The 17,568-nt window shown below is 52.7% G+C and carries 16 protein-coding genes; 12 read left to right on the top strand and 4 right to left on the bottom strand.

Annotated features, from left to right (window positions below):
• Window positions 1-207: 207 nt before the first annotated feature.
• The 8 genes from BLW22_RS31070 (at window position 208) to BLW22_RS31035 (ending at window position 6,976) form a co-directional block, all read left to right on the top strand.
• Window positions 208-1,152 carry a hypothetical protein gene (locus tag BLW22_RS31070; RefSeq protein WP_074848352.1) on the top strand — a complete coding sequence of 315 codons (945 nt, stop codon included), beginning with the start codon at window positions 208-210 and terminating at the stop codon, window positions 1,150-1,152.
• Between the two features lie 82 nt (window positions 1,153-1,234).
• Window positions 1,235-1,489, top strand: a complete 255-nt coding sequence (locus tag BLW22_RS31065; RefSeq protein WP_026078127.1) for a helix-turn-helix transcriptional regulator — start codon at window positions 1,235-1,237, stop codon at window positions 1,487-1,489.
• Window positions 1,486-1,791, top strand: a complete 306-nt coding sequence (locus BLW22_RS31060; protein ID WP_074848350.1) for a hypothetical protein — start codon at window positions 1,486-1,488, stop codon at window positions 1,789-1,791. Before BLW22_RS31065 ends, BLW22_RS31060 begins: the two co-directional genes overlap by 4 nt.
• A 530-nt stretch (window positions 1,792-2,321) precedes the next feature.
• The gene (locus BLW22_RS31055) at window positions 2,322-2,606 is read left to right on the top strand and encodes a hypothetical protein (RefSeq protein ID WP_074848348.1); all 285 of its coding nucleotides are present in this window, start codon (window positions 2,322-2,324) and stop codon (window positions 2,604-2,606) included.
• A complete protein-coding gene (locus BLW22_RS31050; RefSeq protein ID WP_074848346.1) occupies window positions 2,603-2,875 on the top strand; it encodes a DUF3077 domain-containing protein in 273 nt (90 codons plus the stop codon). The genes BLW22_RS31055 and BLW22_RS31050 overlap by 4 nt, the downstream gene beginning before the upstream one ends.
• A complete protein-coding gene (locus BLW22_RS31045; RefSeq protein ID WP_074848344.1) occupies window positions 2,872-5,760 on the top strand; it encodes a DUF927 domain-containing protein in 2,889 nt (962 codons plus the stop codon). The genes BLW22_RS31050 and BLW22_RS31045 overlap by 4 nt, the downstream gene beginning before the upstream one ends.
• Before the next feature lie 99 nt (window positions 5,761-5,859).
• A complete protein-coding gene (locus tag BLW22_RS31040) occupies window positions 5,860-6,702 on the top strand; it encodes a coiled-coil domain-containing protein (protein WP_074848341.1) in 843 nt (280 codons plus the stop codon).
• 94 nt (window positions 6,703-6,796) lie between these two features.
• Complete coding sequence (locus BLW22_RS31035) at window positions 6,797-6,976, top strand: hypothetical protein (RefSeq protein WP_083381413.1); 180 nt, start codon at window positions 6,797-6,799, stop codon at window positions 6,974-6,976.
• A gap of 364 nt (window positions 6,977-7,340) precedes the next feature.
• On the opposite strand, the gene BLW22_RS36120 is transcribed toward BLW22_RS31035, so the two are convergent.
• Window positions 7,341-7,703, bottom strand: coding sequence for a CPCC family cysteine-rich protein (locus tag BLW22_RS36120; protein WP_074848336.1), 363 nt, complete (start codon window positions 7,701-7,703; stop codon window positions 7,341-7,343).
• A gap of 162 nt (window positions 7,704-7,865) precedes the next feature.
• Between BLW22_RS36120 and BLW22_RS31020 the strand changes: the two genes are divergently transcribed.
• Window positions 7,866-8,300, top strand: coding sequence for a barstar family protein (locus BLW22_RS31020; RefSeq protein WP_235865638.1), 435 nt, complete (start codon window positions 7,866-7,868; stop codon window positions 8,298-8,300).
• 893 nt (window positions 8,301-9,193) lie between these two features.
• Here BLW22_RS31020 and BLW22_RS31015 read toward each other — a convergent pair.
• The 3 genes from BLW22_RS31015 to BLW22_RS31005 form a co-directional block, all read right to left on the bottom strand.
• Entirely contained in the window at window positions 9,194-12,631 is a 3,438-nt protein-coding gene (locus BLW22_RS31015) for an SIR2 family protein (RefSeq protein WP_083381412.1), read from the bottom strand.
• 330 nt (window positions 12,632-12,961) lie between these two features.
• On the bottom strand, window positions 12,962-13,675 hold the full coding sequence (locus BLW22_RS31010) for an ankyrin repeat domain-containing protein (RefSeq protein ID WP_012724085.1): 714 nt from the start codon (window positions 13,673-13,675) through the stop codon (window positions 12,962-12,964).
• 381 nt (window positions 13,676-14,056) lie between these two features.
• Window positions 14,057-14,800 carry an abortive infection family protein gene (locus BLW22_RS31005; protein WP_074848330.1) on the bottom strand — a complete coding sequence of 248 codons (744 nt, stop codon included), beginning with the start codon at window positions 14,798-14,800 and terminating at the stop codon, window positions 14,057-14,059.
• A 795-nt stretch (window positions 14,801-15,595) separates the two neighbouring features.
• Between BLW22_RS31005 and BLW22_RS31000 the strand changes: the two genes are divergently transcribed.
• The 3 genes from BLW22_RS31000 to BLW22_RS30990 all read left to right on the top strand — a co-directional run bounded on the left by BLW22_RS31000 (window position 15,596) and on the right by BLW22_RS30990 (window position 17,535).
• Complete coding sequence (locus tag BLW22_RS31000; RefSeq protein WP_074848328.1) at window positions 15,596-15,847, top strand: hypothetical protein; 252 nt, start codon at window positions 15,596-15,598, stop codon at window positions 15,845-15,847.
• 35 nt (window positions 15,848-15,882) lie between these two features.
• A complete protein-coding gene (locus BLW22_RS30995) occupies window positions 15,883-16,236 on the top strand; it encodes a hypothetical protein (protein ID WP_074848771.1) in 354 nt (117 codons plus the stop codon).
• Between the two features lie 522 nt (window positions 16,237-16,758).
• Window positions 16,759-17,535, top strand: a complete 777-nt coding sequence (locus BLW22_RS30990; protein WP_074848326.1) for a helix-turn-helix domain-containing protein — start codon at window positions 16,759-16,761, stop codon at window positions 17,533-17,535.
• Window positions 17,536-17,568 lie beyond the last annotated feature (33 nt).

Below are 17,568 nucleotides of genomic sequence, written 5' to 3'. Positions count from 1 at the left end.
GTGTTACGCGTGTTACGAAACCACTTAACCCACTGTTTTTATTAAATATATTACGCGTTACACGTACGAAGAAACTTCAAAGCACGACGTGTTACATCGAGCAGTCGTGTTACGGAAAGGCCACGCCCGCCACCCTGCTGGCGTTGGCGCTTCCAGTCGCAAATCGCTGTAACAGCCTATCGGCTTCGGGGCGGCGGGGAGATCTAAATGGACTTTGAGCGGGGCATCGATGCAGAAGAGCTTGAACTCGAAATCGCAGGCTTCGATGTAACGTGCTTGGTGTGGGATCAGGACGACGTCGAGGCAGCCGTTCGCAGTCTTGCGCTGTTTCCGCAATTCAACAACCACTTCAACGATGCCTTCGATTTGATCAACACAGCCACCTCGTTCTGGCTCGAGGAGGGCTCCTACGCTCCGTGTGCAGAGTCAGTAACAAGAACCCTTTATCGACTTCGCGATCCCGTTAGCGAGCATGCCAGTTATGCAGAGGCAGGCTCATTGCCCAGTGTCATTCGACGGTTTCTTGGGGTGAGTCATTCCGCAGCAGACTCACAGCTTGCCGCGACCTTTGCCCTGGTACTGGGAACGCAGGCTGTGGAGACGCTTGCAAATTGGCTGTTCGACCTTGAGCTCACCACTTACGGCATTGATGCAGACCTGATAGAGCAGCTGAAACATGACTCACCCCGCCAGTACCTTGTCCTGATCGAAAAAGAGCGGGACCGCAGCAGCGGAAACGAGATCAGGGCACGAGAAGAATTCGCGACGTTGCTAGGCGAGGCGAATCAGGCACTGCTGATGGCGAGTCTTTATCGCCAGGTGGAGCAGATGGATGTGTTTAAGAAAGGCTTCAACACATCAAGCCTGATGCATCGAATTCTCGACGATGCCTTGTCGACAAAGGCGACGAGAAGGGGCCAGGAAGCAGGTAATGGGAACCGAAACCCCAGCTCTGCAATACAGACCTTGGCTATGGATAGGCGGGCAAAAATCAAAGCGGCTGCAGAGCAAATCATTAACGGCCGGAAAATTGAAATGCGAAGTCTGTCCGATGCTGAACTGACCAATATTCTTTCCGAACGGAAGGGCCACGGCACAAAAAAAACCATTCGAGAGCATTTGACCGCTCTGGGCCTTAGACCTCTGAAATAAAAAAGGGAGCGGACACAGTCCACTCTCCCTCCCCTGCGTAGCGTATGACCCGTTGTCTCAATTAACAAAGGGTTAGCTCGCTATGACTACCGTTTTAAAAGCAATTCCCTCGCATGACCCCTCCATGACCCTCATCCGGATGCCCGAGGTCATTTCAATCGTAGGACTCGCACGCCCGACTATCTACAAGCTGATGCGCCAACCTGAAAGCGGATTCCCGTTGCCGGTAAAGCTGAGTAACAGCAATGCCAGAAGCGCTCCGGTTGCGTGGGTATTGGGGGAAGTTCAGGCATGGACGCGGGCACGCATCGCTGCCCGCGATCAGGTGGCGGCATGAGAAATCGTGCCGCCAACAGGGCCATCTTGCAGCCCTTTTCTGTACTCAGAACAGTCGGATTCTCATCACGCGGTATGCAGCGTTTTGAACGTTACCGCACAGAGCAAAAACGCCTGAACCGGGACGTGATGGTGATGCGATGGAGAGATGGCATCTGGTGCGCATTGTCAGTTCCCTGCCAATCCCCTCAAGCAATCATCGTCGACGAAGGCCAACAAATCGACGCCTACGAGGATGCGCGCGCCTGCCTCGAAGGCGACCGGTTGCCCTTTGTCTCCCTGCGCTGGGAAGTCCATGCCTGAAACGAAAACGCCCCCGGCGGCAACCGGAGGCGTTGAGGTAAATCTATATGCCTGATCAATTTATGCCGCATCGAAAAAATCCGCAAGCGTTCCGGACAGTTGCACTTTCAAAAAACGGACGTTACTCTCTGGCTGTCGCTGCAAATTCAGCGACCGGGTTTGGCGACCCGATCTACAATAGGCGCACAGGCGCCCCCATTACGATTGCAGGCGCTTTTTTTGTGCCCGCATTCACGTGTTATGGCGGCTGTGCGTGGGAGACCTTCGGGTCTGCCGGGTTCCTATTGTCCCGGTTCGCCAACCTGCGCACAGCTGCCACCCTAATTCGTTTGGCGACGAAGTGTGGCAGCTCCTCAACAATAGGAGTTTCGCCCCATGCACGCCCTCAATCCGTCCAAAATTCGCGCCGCTGCTCATCGAGCAATGGCTCTCGCCGCTTTACATGCCAACTCCAGCCTCGCTACACGCCTTTCCCGTTACAACGCCCATATGTCCAAAGCGCGAGCGTTGGAAACCGCAGGGGGTGCCAAATGAGCATGCTCCCAGGCTTTGCACTGCCCGAGGATCTACTCTGCGTCAGCCAAGACGCCGAAGCCGGTCTGCCTATCGACGCCATCACCTGTGCGCTCGACCGTGCCGATTCAGTTCTCATGCTGTTGGAAGATCACTTAGACGGCGATAAACCCCTGCTTTCCAACCGCGTGCTGTCGTCTGTTATTTGGGACGTGCGCGGCACATTGGGCTTGATCAAAACACTCACCATGTACGGTGATGCCTCCTCTGTGCCGATGGGCCAGAAAGGCGGTGCGCAGTGACCCACTCCAGCACGCGTGGACGCTCCGAGTTCTCCTCTGCCAACGGTAACGGCCAAAACCTGTTTCGGGTGAATGCCGGTATCCCGCTGGAAGACGCACTTGAAGCTGTCTCCCAAATTCTGCACCACGCCAATCAACTGATCCTCGACGCCGCCATCAGCGATGCGGGCGAGCGTTTTAGTTGGCCCGCGTTCTACCTCGGAGAGATGGCTAAGGCGCTGATCGACGACGTGAACGAGGCGTTGCTTGAGTCGAGGACCACACCATGACTCAGCGCACTGGCAACACTTCAAAACGTCCCACCTTTGCCGACGTAAAAAATGCCGCCCTGAAGAACATCGACCGCGTCCTTACTCACTGGCTGCCGAACGGCAAACGCGTCGACGCCGGAAAGGAATACACCGCACCGAACCCTACACGCACAGACAAACGCGCAGGCTCACTCAAGGTCAATTTGAGCAAAGGCACCTGGGCGGATTTTGCCACCGGCGATAAGGGCGGCGACCTGATCGACCTGGTGCGCTACATCGACGGCGGCACGGACGTTGAGGCCTGCAAAAAACTAGCGGATCTGCTCAGTGTTTCCGCTGGTTCCGCGACCGCCAAAAGCGCACCGGCCAAGAGCGCAACGCCGGAGTGGATCGCAATTCAGCCGATCCCGGCCGAGGCCATGAACAAGTGCCCAACCAAACACCGACAGCATGGTGTCCCGTCCAAGGTGTGGATCTATCGGAATGCTCAGGGCCAGCCGGTCATGGCGCTATATCGCTTCGACCTGTGCCCCGATGAAGACGGCAAGCCGCGAAAGGTCTTTGCGCCGTTGACCTGGTGCAAGCGTTCCAATGGGCAAACCACGCAATGGCGCTGGCAAGGGTTGCCGGAGCCTCGGCCACTGCTGCGCCTGGATGAGATGGCACAGCGTGCCGATGCGCCTTTGGTGTTGTGTGAAGGCGAAAAGGCCGCCGACGCTGCCGCTAAATTGATGCCCGACTACGTCGCTACCTGCTGGCCGAACGGCTCCAACTCTTGGCACAAGGCCGACTTAACGCCGCTCAAAGGTCGCACGGTGGTGCTGTGGCCGGATAACGATGCCAGCGGCAAAGCGTGCATGGACTCCATAGAGCTCAAGCTGATTGAGCTAGGCGCCGCTTCAGTGCAACGAATCTCGCTCGACGTGTTCAAGCTCAAGCCAAGCAGCAAAGGCGGCAAACCGACGCTCATCAAGGGTGGAAAATGGGCGGAAGGCGATGATGCAGCGGATGCATTAGCCAAAGGCTGGACCGCAGACCACGTCGCCGAGCTGGTGCGCCGCGGTGAGTTTTTCGGCAGTGCCGCTGATCCAACTGAACCTCAAGAACAGAAGGCTAAGGCGCCCGCCAAACGCCCTGCGAAATCGAAGAATGACCTTTTGCCGGGCGGCTTTCGCCTGACGCCTGACGGAGTTTTTTATTCCGCCGATGATGGTGAGGCGCGCCCAGTGTGTTCGCCTCTGGAAATCATCGCTCGCACTCGCGACGACAAGGGTCACAACTGGGGCTTGCTGGTCGAATTTGACGACCCAGATGGCGCCAAAAAACGCTGGAACATTCCGGCACGAACCATGACCGGCGACTTCGGCAAAGACGTACTCGGCCCCTTGGTAGACATGGGTCTGCGCCTTGCAGGAAGTCGATCAGGGCGCAACGCACGCAATGACCTGCAGAGTTACCTCGGCGGCTTCGATAGCGCCCAGCGCGCACGTTTGGTGACGCGCTTGGGTTGGCACGACAAGGCATTCCTTCTGCCCGAACAACAGATCGGCTCGCACGCCGAGCATTTGCATTTTTATGAGGCCGGTGCCCAGCTGCCACCGATCAGCGATGCGGGCTCTCTGGAGCAGTGGCAGCAGCAAATCGGCGCGCTGTGCGTCGGCAATCACCGCTTGGCGTTTGTCGTCTCTGTGGCCTTCGCAGGGCCTCTGTTGAACCTGCTGGGACATGAGTCGGGCGGCTTCCACCTCTACGGCGACAGCTCTGGAGGCAAGACCACACACTTGCAAGTCGCCGCCTCAGTCTATGGCGGGCCGCGCCTGGTACGTTCATGGCGCTCCACGGATAACGCCCTCGAGTCCATCGCCGCCGCACACTCAGACGGCCTCCTGGTACTGGATGAAATTGGCATGTGTGACCCGCGCATTATTGGCGAGACGGTGTACATGCTCGGCAACGGTACCGGTAAGGCTCGGGCGAATGATCGAGGACAAGCGGGCCGACAGGTGCAGGAGTGGCGCTTGCTTTTTCTCTCGACCGGCGAGAAGACGTTGGCGCAGCACATGGCGGATGCCAACAAGGAGCTAAAAGCCGGTATGGAGGTGCGCATGCTGGCCGTGCCTGCGGATGCCAGCAAAGGGCTCGGCATGTTTGATGTGCTGAACGGTTTTGAGGACGCAGCCGCCCTTTCCGACGCGCTCAAGGCCCGTGTAGCGAAATACTACGGTACACCCCTCACCGCCTTCCTGAACGCACTGTGCGCGCCAGGAGAAATGCTGAGGTGGTCGGTGATCATTCGCCGCACGGTGGAGCAGTTCATCACCCAAAACCTACCCGCCTCGGCCAGTGGTCAGGCGCAGCGTGCCGCCCTTCGCTTCGGCCTCGCCGCCGCCGCCGGAGAGTTGGCTACCGCCTTTGGTGTTACCGGCTGGCCGGATGGCACAGCCACGACCGCCGCTCGGGTGTGTCTGCATGCGTGGCTGGCCGAACGTGGCGGCGCCGGTAACTTCGAGGGTGATGCGATTTTGGCGCGGCTGCGCCAGGTCATCGAGCGCTTTGGAGAAAGCCGCTTTACCCGCTGGGAATCTGCCGCCGCCAAGATCGATGAACACGGCCCACGCACGATTGATCGGCTGGGTTTTCGCAAGACGATGGAACACGGCATGGGCGATGCCCTGCACACCACCAACACCTACTACGTGCTGCCTGAAGCCTGGAGGGCTGAAATCTTCAAGGGCATGAACATCAGTGCGGTGAACAAAGAGCTGCTGCAACGCGGCGTGCTTGAGCCGGGTAGTGACGGCAAGGCCTACAGCTTGATTCGCCTGCCCGGGTTAGGGCCTCAGCGCTGCTACGTGGTGAAGACGGTTTCAGGAACGGATGAAGGCGAGGCCAAGGTCGCCTGACGGCATGCCTGCTGATCGAGGTAGCGCCGGCTCATTCCCGGCCTCGCCAGCCGTTCGACAACCATCCCTATCAACCGCATTACCCCAGAGAAAATACATATGAACACTATCCAAGAACTGAAAGACCGCCGCGACCAACTGACCCTCGAAGTGGAGAGCATTCAGGGTGACCTGGCTCCCTTCGAAGAGGCGCTGGAAAGCCCGGAGGTCATCCAGCAGGGCCGTCAACGAGCCGTGCAGGATGAAATCAACGATCACAAAAGACGCATCGACTCGCGAAATCTGGAGATCAGCACACTGAACCAGAAGATTGATCGCCTTGAGACATTGGCAAACCGTGAGAGCTTGGCTGCAGGCTATCTCAGCGATATGGCGAACTGGAAAGCCGACGAGATGGAACTCAACGAGAAGCGCACCAGCATCGAGACCCGGTTACAGCAGGTCCGCCAGAGCGCTCATGAAGACATGGCAAAGGCTCGACAAGCAGAAACGGACGCAGCTACCGCTTATGCCCAGGCCGTGGCCTGGGGTGATGTGGAGGGCGAGAAAGCCGCTAATGCAGAAGCTCAAAAGGCAGCAAAAAACCTCATGGCTGCGGTTGAGCATCATCGCCGTCAACAACTGCTCATCACCGCCCTGGAGCAGGAACTGGTGACGATTGATCAGCACATTACGGAGGCACAAAAAGAACATGCCAAGATTGAAAAAGGAGCAGCACATCTGGCAAACACGGTACTAGAAGAAAAGTGGAATGAGGCCGCGAAAGCGCTGCTGGAAACAGGCGGTAAGTTGTGGGCCGCACGCGACCTGATCAATCGAGACCCGGTTGCATTGATGAAGCTGGATATCCCTGAACAGGGCGAGCGCTTTGGAAGCTGGACCTGGCACGAACTCGCAGATCGCTCGCGCCAACACAGCCTGCTTGACCTATTAGCCGCCTAACCCAAACCTTCCCCCGAAGCAACCGGCGAGGGCATGTTGCTTCGGGCCTACCATCGGTCTAACCATGAATAAACCACCACAGAATAGTGCTCAGATGCCGGATTCCCTAAAGGCCCGAAAGCTGCATTTGAACGGGATAATTGTCGGCATCGCTGGCATGAAAAAGCTCAACGCAAGAGCAAACAAAATCACCAAGGTTGAGACGCTCACGATTGATGCAATCAAGGCAGAGCTTGATTTCATTGACGTCCAACTCAAAAGAAAGGGAGGGTGATGAAGAAGCGGAAGACTAAGAAGCTTCCGCCTCGCTATATCCTTGCATTACAAACATACCCAGATTTTTCGGCTTTCAGTCTGTGGCGGCTGCGAGCTTATGACCGCTTCCGGCCGATTCTGTTGAAAAAGTCGGTTATCCAAAACTGCCTGGCCATTGCCTAGTGAGAACGCAATTTTTGCACGCTGCTGCGTGAAATCTGCGTCTGGAAACCTCTGCCAAAAGTAAAGATTTCAATCTCGGACGCGTACTTCTCTGCCGTGGAAACCATGATCGACTTTTTCAACAGAATCGGCCAAAAGCGGACCTTCGGATTAGACCCGCTTCCGGCCACAAGCGGAAAATTCTGTTGGGTCTCGTAAATTCAGACCTTAACGTCGTTCGTTCCATTCACTAACCAATAGGCTTCTGACTCAAAGCGAACGGCGATGGTGTGCCAGTGCTTGACGGTCTTAAGTACGTTAGCAGCCTCAAGATCATTGGCGTCTAACGGTCGCCATCCGAGCCCTCGTCGAAATCCCCCCGCAAGCCGAACAGTTATTGGGTATTCGTTTAAGAGGCTCATCTGAGCGTCAGCGAGGGAAATGGAATTTGCGCCTCCCTCTGACGTTGGATTGGCTAACTGGACGGCGTCATCTTCCCAGCCACAAAGGGGGCAGATATCGTACGAGCCGTACTCGCATTCCAAGGTTACGAAACCGCAGCAAGGGCATGGTAGATCACGCATACGACATCACCTGATTTAATGGTCTACCGGTATCGGTCAAGTGCCGTTTTACTCGGGTCGAAAATTGTAAGACCTACTTGCCGATGGTCAAGGTCCGCGTTGGGTCGAAAACAGACCTTCGTGAGAGGCTGTTATGTCCAGCAACGGCCGCTGGAGCGTCGTTTGTCGCGGATCGAGCCCAAGGTTGCGCGAATACGCTGTCAGCAATTGACTTCACCTCGCGAGACCGCCATACATGTTTTTTCCAATTCGACAGAGGTTGATCTGACAATGGTGCGAGTGGATGCAAACCTGATAACTGACTGGCACACATTCCACAGCGTATTCGCAGAAAAATTCGGTTTCCCTGGTTTCTACGGCCGCAATATGGACGCTTGGGTTGACTGCCTTTCATACCTCGATGACCCCAGCGCAGAAATGTCGTCTGTCCACGTTCAGAGCGGACAAACACTCTCATTGGTCATCGACAATGCCCAGAGTTTTAAGCATCGCTGTCCTGAACAATTTGAAGCTCTGGTGGAATGCGCTGCTTTTGTGAACTGGCGAGTCATCGTTTCGGGCGGCAGCCCGATCCTGGCACTTGCTTTCAATGTCTAAGTGCTCGTGCACGTCAATCAACGGGGTATCAATGACTGCATTGGGAGGAAAGTTGATTGTCCTGACAGGCTGTTATCGACCAATAGCGGTAAGTCAGAAGTCGTAAGAATGCAGTTCAGAATCTAAAAATTCAGCTCGATAATCACTGTGCGTCAGTGCCACTCCCTAAAACAGTGCATGCATTGACGCGCACGCCAAGTCCTCAACTGCCCTCCGCAGAATGAGCAGCGGGCAATTTTTTGCTCGCATAGAGGCCTCATTCGATGGCGGAAATATTCCCAGACAACATCAGGATCAATATTTTCTCGGCGGACTATCTCATCTACTACTGCCTGATCACCCTTCTCGTGGAAAACCCCGATGATCGCTAGCGTCTCAATTGATGGACAGTAAGCAGTAATTGATTCGCCGCATCGATTACAAACACGTTGACCATAGTCAGTAGTCATAAATTCGTTTCAGTGCCTAGAACTGGAGATGACCTTTTTACTAGACGCGGGGTCCAGTGAAAACGTCCGCTTTGGGTCGGTAGTAGCCTGTAATGAAGCGCTGCTATCGACCCATAGCGGCCCTCGGCTGGGGGCAGCTAACGGCCAAAAGCGGACGTCACCAAGCAACTGCCGCTCATCACCGGCGGCTATAGTCATTTCTGACTCTCGCGACGGACAGAGAACGGCCAGAAACGGGGGTACAACCAGTGCCGCTTCCGACCATTTACAGCCCATCACTACCTACAGTTTCGGCCAAATCAACATTGATTTTTTAAAAATCGAGCGACAGTAACTTTTTAAGTCGAAGTCAATGCCTTGGAAATACGCCGTTTCACTGTAGTTTAAAGGTACAACAACCATCAAGGAAAACGCTTATCAAATGATAATCCGATCCTGGTGCGATTAATCGACATCAACAACATGCTCTGAGCTATCTGACTCATCTATGTACAATTCAGCCGACAACCCTTCGTTTTCCTCATCATCTGATTCGTTCCCTGCAGCTATTTTCGCAAGATAATCAACTCCATATGGCTGGATTTGAGATAACGATCTATCTAGTGCATCAAGATTTCTATCCACGCCGAGCCGCTTATGCCGCTCGCGGAGAAGTGCAATCTGAGCAGAAATTTCACTATCTGGCATAATACCCTTGACGTGAAACGCTATAACAACTACTGCACTGGAAATTTTTACAAGTCGCTCGTTTGACTTGATTTTTGGAACCGTATTGAACGTTGCTATTTGATCATCAGAGAGCAGCGGTTGCCAATAATCTCTCCGCAGACCAAAGCAAGTATCTAGGGCAAATGCAGAAAGATCACTTTCATCTTCATTTTTTCGACATAAAAATCCAGCTAGAAGGAGATTTAAAATATCAATCGACGGTACTTGAACCGCTCCATTTTTATGGCGATCCAAACTCCATACCCAGAGGGCGACATGAGCGATTGCGCGACATTCCGAAAACAATAAGGACTCTATTTTTCGGAATAAAATTGTATTAACTATGGAAAAATCACCTTCGTTAGATTTTCCATTCCATAAAATACCGACGCAAGTCATCAAACCTAGACAGATATTTTCGTGTGCAACATCCTCGAGCAAACCCAATATTTCCTCTTGACCCGTATCGCTAATCCAATAGCTTGTTGTTTTTCTGTAAGCGGAAAAGCAGGCATAACTGTTTCTTATCCACGTATTCTCCGGCAAGCTCATAGGCTCATAAAGCATCCATGCTTGACTAATAAGCTCACTTGCATAGGGGCCTCGACATAGCGTCTTCCAGTCAATATTTGATTGCCCGCCTCGGGCGAAATATGCTACCAGCTTGAGAGCTTCAGAAAGAGTTCTTGGCTCCGCCTGAGCCTCCTCAATGAGACTTTGTACTAGTCGCGCAATTACACCAGGCAAAACGAATGGATGGGATAGCCATTCCTGTTGTCCCTCGAAGGCTTTTCCCTCATCATTCTTCTTCTTTAATGCCAATCCTTTTTTTACTAAAGCTTTTATAATTAGTTCACCTTGCTTTCCAGCTAAAACGGCAGCCATTGGAACGACTTCTTTCCATTCATCAGAGCCGAGCTTATTGTTCAGCGGCTTAACAATGGAGGCTTTAATATCATAAGCCGAATAGTTCCCTTCAATAATTGCAAGGGCGGCAAGATATTCTTGAAATGTCAAATGCCGAAACTGATAAAACGGAACTGCTCTTCCTCCCTCTACTTGATGTCCTGCCTCAAGAAGCAGACTTGACCTTAGCTCAACTCGCTTCAGAAACTCATACGGGGTGTCTTTCGCGTAGCGCGATATCTGAGGAACATCTTTCCGAGCTTTCTCAAGAAGATTCAGCAGTTCTCTTTCAGTAGCCGTTTGTTGCCCCGCCTGCATTAGTTCATATGCTATGTAAGACAGCTGAGGAATCGCTTCTTTGGTATTGAGCGCATCATGTCCTTTTATATTCCACGTATCAAGCAGGACCTCAACCGCTCTACTGTAGAGACTAACTCTATCAGGCGGCAAACGGCCTGCGCCATGTTTCACGACAAGTAGCATAGTGAGCAAAAGAGGGTTTTCAGCAAGGCGTTTTAAAGCAACATTTGTTGTCAGCAACTTACCAAGAGCGTCTGCCTCTTGTACTGCTTCAGGAGCACTGCCGACCATCAGCTTATGCCAATGACTGCAAAGCAAATGAATCGCAGACGTACTTAGGGATGCGACCCTCCATTGTTCACAAAAATTTGCGAGATAAGGTGCTACGAGGTTGAAGCCTGCTTCGCGACTTGTTACCACAAGTTTTGTCTTCGGGAACTGGTCGAGGAAGTTTCTTAGATTTTCTACAAAAACCGTGCGATCTGCGTCATCATGAATTTCATCAAGACCATCGACAAGTAGTAAAACCTTTCCTTGTTTGAAGAGCGAAGACAATGCGACATTAACCCCCTCCAAATTAGGCTGGCCGGTAATATCCGGCAAACTCTTGAGAAGCGTTGCAATTGGTAGAGTTATATGTTCACGCCACTCGCGACAGCGAATCAATACAGGCATCAGATCGAGGTCTGGCAAACTATCATCGCTATTTAAACGGCGTTCCGGACTACAATACGCAACTGCTAACCTTTTTAGCAACAAGCTCTTGCCACCACCTGGCAGGGCTAAAAGAGCTAGTCCTTTCGTTTTAGCAAAAATTTTCCCGAATGCTTGAGCATCTTTATTTTTTCGCTTCCAAATGGTCAACTTTTTAAGTCGATCTGGATCGTCGACTGATATGTCGGGGGGACAAGGCAGCAAATCTAAAGGTACAAACAAACGCTCCAAATCGAACCGGCGCTGCGCAGTGTCCATGTCGGCGCGAACTCCTTCAATGGTCATTTGCCCGCAATCTCTAATTAAAAACTCTCTGTAATTATCTAGGAGCTTCGAGTTTTTATCTTTGCGAGTTGCTTTCGACAGCGCAGCTCCCCTTGGAGCTTTTAAAGCGGGATCCAGATATAAATTGCCCTGGATAAACTTGGGAAGGTCTGTATAAGATGTACCATAACTCAAAGGATCGACAAAACCTTGCCAAGTGGGGTCTGAGTGTCGAGCAGATACTTGCCCCTCTCCAACCAATGCATAATGCTGTAGGGTTGCCCCACCCATAGTACCTCTTAGCCAACCTATGAGAGTAGAAAAATTTGGATCAGCAAATGTGTCTCCGCAACCTATGAACAACAAACGTTTGAACGCGCTCAAATGCCGTTGAAACAAATCACGAGTACTATCATCAATTGTTTTTGCATAATCCCGAACACCTAATACACATGTATCGGGCTTTTGCCAATGACCATGCAAGTGCAGTATCCCCTTCTCTTCTCCACGAATCCATGCCGACGCCTTGCGCGCATCATTTAAAACAATCGAGGGAAGCCCAGTTGCAGCCTCTAATAATGAATCGTAGTTTAATGTGCAAATTGGAATCCCCAAACTCGTGATATGTTTAAGAGCTTCTAGCATTTCCTTATTTTCAGGCTTCACTCCTTCAAATGACTCATTAAGCCAGCGCGCATAAAGATCTCCGTTTGGAGCGCCCAACTTTCTCCCTACAAACTCTGCAGCGCATAAAATATCATCTAGATCTGATGAGCTCAGTTGATTGCTCCAAAAGCCTATCTGCTCTGAAGTAACTTTCCCTTTTTGGCCAGCAAATGAAAATCCACTTTCGACTAATCCGGTCCATGATAAAGACCTGTACCCATTATTAGTTAGGGATATGCTACAGCCTGTACCCACGACGACTACAAGCTCGCCTTTGCTTATGGAATCCCTTATGCCATTTAGGATCGAGCTTGTTGCTATCATAAAATATATTACCTTTAATTATTAGTAAGCCAAGAAGCACATTTATAATCGTTAATTATCGAATTTATTACATTTCAAAATATAATTCTACATGCTAGGTAAATAATTTAATGGAGCATCGCAGTCTAATTAAAGCTCAGCTTTTATCCTTTCTTCCTCGTGCGCCAAATGAACGACAGCTTTTGGCCGAAAGCGGGCGCTCGCGTGAGGCTGTTATCCGCCCCGCTTAAGAGTGAGTGATCTCACCGCACTGCAGACCGACGGTGCTGACTAGCAATTTAGCTTTTGCCCGACTACCACTCAGCTTTCGTCTCCCATGACGCTAGAAAGTCACCTCAACTGCACAATTTGAGAACCCCACTCAGGCTCTGGAGCCCCTCGTGCCCTCAATTCAGCGAAGACTTGCGCAGAACACTCACCGTAACCCGAATAGCCGAGTTTGATAGCAGACATACCATCTTCCTCCCGAACGTAGGTAGCGTCCGCTCCTGCTTGCAGAAGCAACATAGCGATCTCACTTCCCTTTTTCTTTCCGGCACTGCACGCGTGGAGCAAGGGCGTCAGCCCGTAGCGATCGACCTGGTCAATGGGTGCGCCGACCTCGATAAGAAATTTCACGAAGGCAATACGAAGCTTGTCCACTGCCGCCTCCATAGCGCCGTCCAGACTTGCGCCTGCATCCGCTAGCAACTTGGCTGCAGCAATCGTCCCGTTGTACACCGCCGATATCATTGCTGTACGGCCGAACTTATCTTTCAGGTCGACCTCTGCTCCGCGTTTGAGCAGCAACTTCGCAAGCTTTAAGTCGCCCCTTCCGCAGACCGACGCCAACGGCGTTGAGAGTTCACCCGTACCATTGGGGTTTCCTCCATGGTCGAGCGCATGCAGGAGTATTTCCTCCCTGCCGTAATAGGCGGCTTTGTCGAGCACGCTGTGGGGATCAGCTTCAAAGTCATAGTCATGCCCAATGAAATCCAGAAGCTGCTGCAGGTCACAATCACGCATGAGGTTGCTGAGATCGTTTCTAAAACTCAATTCGCTCATTCAGACAAGTCCATTTGTTAGAGGTGAGTTTACGGGTGTTCGATGGATGGCAAAATAGTAGCAGACGATCTTGAGATATCGCTGAGTACGCACGCTCTCGATCAAAAAAGTTGAAGGCTTGCATCAAGTAGGAGGGCTTGTTAACCCCATAGATTAAAGCTTACTGGGTTTTTATTGGCTTGCGCACCTAGTTCCGTAGACACCCGAAGGCCGCTTTTGGCCGAAAGCCGCCGGTCGCCGACGGCAGCAGTCGATCGGGAACTCCCGGCCACGAAGGGCCGCTACCGGCCAGGAGCGGACGCTTTGAGTTGTCGGTACTAGATTGAGTTGACCATGCATCGGTACTGAATTCGATTCACTACTTATTGAGCGGTACCACACTCAATCCCCGTTCTTCGCCTCCCATGTGGCAAGCAGGAAAAGCGCAGTTGAGCCCGCCAGATTCACTGCTAGTTCTGCATGCCGTGGAGCAGCCTTCACCCCGCCTTTTCCTTTTCCGTGAGCATCGCTTAGACGATTCCGAAGCGCTCCTAAGCCTTCTATAACTGCTGTACACCCTCCAAGGATTTGCTTGAACACGACCTCTTCATGCTGTGCCTTCGTCAGATTTAAAAGCGTGGCTGTTTGTTTGTAGAGCTTGTTCAGATCAGGAGTCGACTCATGGTCGCTCGTTCCGGCTTCGTCAAGAATGTGTTTGCATACCGATTCTAGGAGCGTACGAGCCATGGTGATAGCTCCCTCGGGGTCAGTTGAGCGCCTTTCAAGCGCTTTTGTCCAAGCGATCCGAACGTGCTCAGCGTCAATGCGGTCCAGCGCCTCCGAGACAGCGATATCCGAAGGGTGCTCCGCACCCGATTCAGCGAAATCGACGAGCGCCCTAAAATCATCCCAGATGAACTTCCTGCGCTCTGCGTAGCTTGGGAATTTCGGCTGGATGAACCCCCAAAACTGATCCAAGTTCCTGTAACGACGCACCCACGCGGGTACCAGCGAGGCCACACGAGGGTCATCAAGCACGCTCTGACGGTAAAGAGGGTAATCCCGCTCATCATCGTCGTTTCCATTCCCCGTTGCACGATTGATGTAGATCGATTGCAAGCCTTCAACGTCATCAATGAGAGCCATGGCTTCCCTACCTTCGCAGCCTGTATACCAAACAGTTATACCAGCTCACGATTGCCTGTGAACCTAGCTCGTAACGGCATTTCTGCGCGGGCGCCTTCGGGGGGCAGAGGTTTCGCACAATCTCAGATCCGCTACTCACTATATGGCTGAATGAATGCATTTGACCGGTAGCGGCCCTTCTAAACGAAGCCCTTAGGTCGACGGCATCCGCTGCAATCACAAACAGCTCCTGCCAAGGCATTAATTGATGTAACACCTCTTCGCCATGTAACACGCATATCGGCAAACCAGCCCCAGCTGTGTAACGCGATATAAATCCATTAAAATCATATAGTTATACACTTATGTAACACGCGTAACACCAGTAACACGGTTTTATTAGGGTAGCCCCCTAGCCCCTATGGTATTGCACCTTCAGCGAGCGAGGTGGGTCATGGTCTTGGCTTTGGTTCGATGGTGGGGCCCCTGGAGAGTTCTTCTAGGTACGGGGCATAAAACCCGCGCGTTCGCGTTAGCGGCTGGATTTTTTTAGTTGGTTGACCGGTTGACGTGGTTGACACCCATTACCGTGGTTGACGCTATGCATGTGTTCACTATCAGCAACAGATACAGCCACCTTTACAGAAGCTGTAACGATGGCCTTTTTTCTTCAAGATCCTTTCAATTTCAACGATTGAAATTTCAGTAACTTCCAATGCCTCCCACTAACTCGATCCCGCGGGTTTCATGCCCCGTGTCCTCAAGATATCCTCAGGGTCCCCAGCGACTTTTTTCACAACCTGCCCGAGACCACAGATGAGTAACCTTCAGAAGCTGATAGAAAATGCCAAGTCGGGCTTGTCTGTTCAGGAAAAAATCTCTGCTGAGGATTGGCAAGCAATCGCTAAGCAATGCGGAGCCCCTGAAATTGCAGAGATCGAACAGCGTATTGCCAGGTTACGAGCCGAGTTGGAAACGGTTGAGGAGTGGGACGGAGATACCCAAGATGACATACATCTTGCGATTTCCAGGTTCACCCAATTACTAAGGTCCGCGAAAGCACGGTAGCGATGCTAGTGGCGATGGAACCACAAGGATTCAACATGAATAAATTCCTAATAGGCTTCACTTACCACGAGCCCGAACGGTGGGAGTTGTTTCAAAAAGGCATCATTGAAGACTGCGAGTCATCCACCGGCGTTTACGTCACGGCCCCTACGTTGGGGGAGGCAATAGCGTGGACAGAACGCATTGCTGAGGAACTCCTGCGGGCATCCAACTCGGACCCTTCCCTTTACTGGAAGTCATTGGGTTATGACTGCTGGGTAGTGGATGAGCCCAGCAACTCTGATTGGAGTCATTGCCTCGCCTTTTTCCAAGCTGTCGAGACAGGCGTTTTTCCAGATTTTGAGAAGATGGGGACGAGCGCTTACGGGAAGTGGGTCGAGGGTCGTTGAGGCTCGCACACTTAATCCTGCGAGCCCCGGTGAAGCGATCTTCACAGCCCATTTCTTTTGTGACGAACAGCGTTGGATGGGTAGTGCGGGGAATTACCAAGGTGCGCCCGCAGTCGTTCGTCATAGTGGCTAAATCGAGCGCCCTAAACGAGTGTGAGAGGAAGCAGTACGCTGCACCATGTATGCCCACGTGTATGCCTAACCGAAACACTACCAGCCAGACCCTTATAAACCGGCACTAAAAGCTTCCAGTTCAAACGACGCCGGGGCACCATATAGCAGTCTCAGGCTGTCTCAGACAGTCTGCGAAACACCCCAAGAAGCCCGCCCTGTGCGGGCTTTCTTGTTTCTGACGGTCCGTGCCCCCCCTGTCGCGCCTTTTAATCACACGCCTTAACGTCCTCATAAACACAACCCCCAAGCCCAGCAACACCCCCCCAGTCAAACTCCCCCCTAAATACAATCTGGCATCCAAACACAACAGTAACGTACGCTAAGCCCCTCACCCCCGGAGACTCACGGATGAGCACCCCCACCCCCCAATCGTTCTCTCTCTCATTGCGCTCCTACTCCGGTCAGGTCGAGCTTCACCAGCACGACTTTCATCAAATCGTGCTCCCTCAATCCGGGTCGATGGAGATTGAGGTCGACGGTCGAGGTGGCAAGGTCGATGCGAGTCAGGGGGTGGTGATTTCTGCTGGGGCCCGGCATACCTTCCTGGCCAACACCCATAACCGTTTCCTGGTGCTGGACGTCTCGACCGGGCGTGGCGAGGCGCAGAAGGGTACGGTTGCGTCATTTGACCCACTCAACGACAAGCGCTTTTTTGCGGTCAGGCCCGATATACGGCATTTGCTCGATTACGCCAGTTGCAACGGGCCACAGTTGGTCGGCTCGCTCGCGATGGCCGAGTCCTGGAGTCGGTTGCTGTTGTGTTCGTTATTGCAGCCCGAGGTTGCGCGGAGCGATCCCGGTCAGTTCATTCTTGCTCGCGCGCTGGCCTACATCGAGCAGCACTTGGGCACGGCCCTGACGGCGCATGATATTGCGCGTTATGCGGGCACCAGTGAGCGGCGTTTGTATGTGCTGTTTGGGCAGCACCTGAATACAACGCCGTTCTCGCATATCGCGAACTTGCGCCTGAATCTGGCCATTGACCTGCTGCGCCAAACGTCTATGTCGATCATTGATATTGCGCATCGCGCCGGGTACGCCGACCAGAGTGCGTTAACCCATGCCCTGAAGAAAGCCCGCCATCTGACGCCGGCTGTGGTGCGTAAACAAGGGCGAGATCACTGAAAAAACAGCAGTCCCGAACAATTCTTCGGCGGG

Origin of the sequence: Pseudomonas marginalis (assembly GCF_900105325.1) — a bacterium.
In the GTDB taxonomy this organism is placed as follows: domain Bacteria; phylum Pseudomonadota; class Gammaproteobacteria; order Pseudomonadales; family Pseudomonadaceae; genus Aquipseudomonas; species Aquipseudomonas marginalis.
Note: the sequence above shows the minus strand (reverse complement) of the source record. Positions and strands in the feature narration are given on the sequence as shown.

What these genes read in the sequence shown, in the direction of transcription:
- BLW22_RS31070 (WP_074848352.1), top strand. Translation starts at nt 208, where the DNA reads ATGGACTTTGAGCGGGGCATCGATGCAGAAGAGCTTGAACTCGAAATC.
- BLW22_RS31065 (WP_026078127.1), top strand. Translation starts at nt 1,235, where the DNA reads ATGACTACCGTTTTAAAAGCAATTCCCTCGCATGACCCCTCCATGACC.
- BLW22_RS31060 (WP_074848350.1), top strand. Translation starts at nt 1,486, where the DNA reads ATGAGAAATCGTGCCGCCAACAGGGCCATCTTGCAGCCCTTTTCTGTA.
- BLW22_RS31055 (WP_074848348.1), top strand. Translation starts at nt 2,322, where the DNA reads ATGAGCATGCTCCCAGGCTTTGCACTGCCCGAGGATCTACTCTGCGTC.
- BLW22_RS31045 (WP_074848344.1), top strand. Translation starts at nt 2,872, where the DNA reads ATGACTCAGCGCACTGGCAACACTTCAAAACGTCCCACCTTTGCCGAC.
- BLW22_RS31040 (WP_074848341.1), top strand. Translation starts at nt 5,860, where the DNA reads ATGAACACTATCCAAGAACTGAAAGACCGCCGCGACCAACTGACCCTC.
- BLW22_RS31035 (WP_083381413.1), top strand. Translation starts at nt 6,797, where the DNA reads ATGCCGGATTCCCTAAAGGCCCGAAAGCTGCATTTGAACGGGATAATT.
- BLW22_RS36120 (WP_074848336.1), bottom strand. Translation starts at nt 7,703, where the DNA reads ATGCGTGATCTACCATGCCCTTGCTGCGGTTTCGTAACCTTGGAATGC.
- BLW22_RS31015 (WP_083381412.1), bottom strand. Translation starts at nt 12,631, where the DNA reads ATGATAGCAACAAGCTCGATCCTAAATGGCATAAGGGATTCCATAAGC.
- BLW22_RS31010 (WP_012724085.1), bottom strand. Translation starts at nt 13,675, where the DNA reads ATGAGCGAATTGAGTTTTAGAAACGATCTCAGCAACCTCATGCGTGAT.
- BLW22_RS31005 (WP_074848330.1), bottom strand. Translation starts at nt 14,800, where the DNA reads ATGGCTCTCATTGATGACGTTGAAGGCTTGCAATCGATCTACATCAAT.
- BLW22_RS31000 (WP_074848328.1), top strand. Translation starts at nt 15,596, where the DNA reads ATGAGTAACCTTCAGAAGCTGATAGAAAATGCCAAGTCGGGCTTGTCT.
- BLW22_RS30995 (WP_074848771.1), top strand. Translation starts at nt 15,883, where the DNA reads ATGAATAAATTCCTAATAGGCTTCACTTACCACGAGCCCGAACGGTGG.
- BLW22_RS30990 (WP_074848326.1), top strand. Translation starts at nt 16,759, where the DNA reads ATGAGCACCCCCACCCCCCAATCGTTCTCTCTCTCATTGCGCTCCTAC.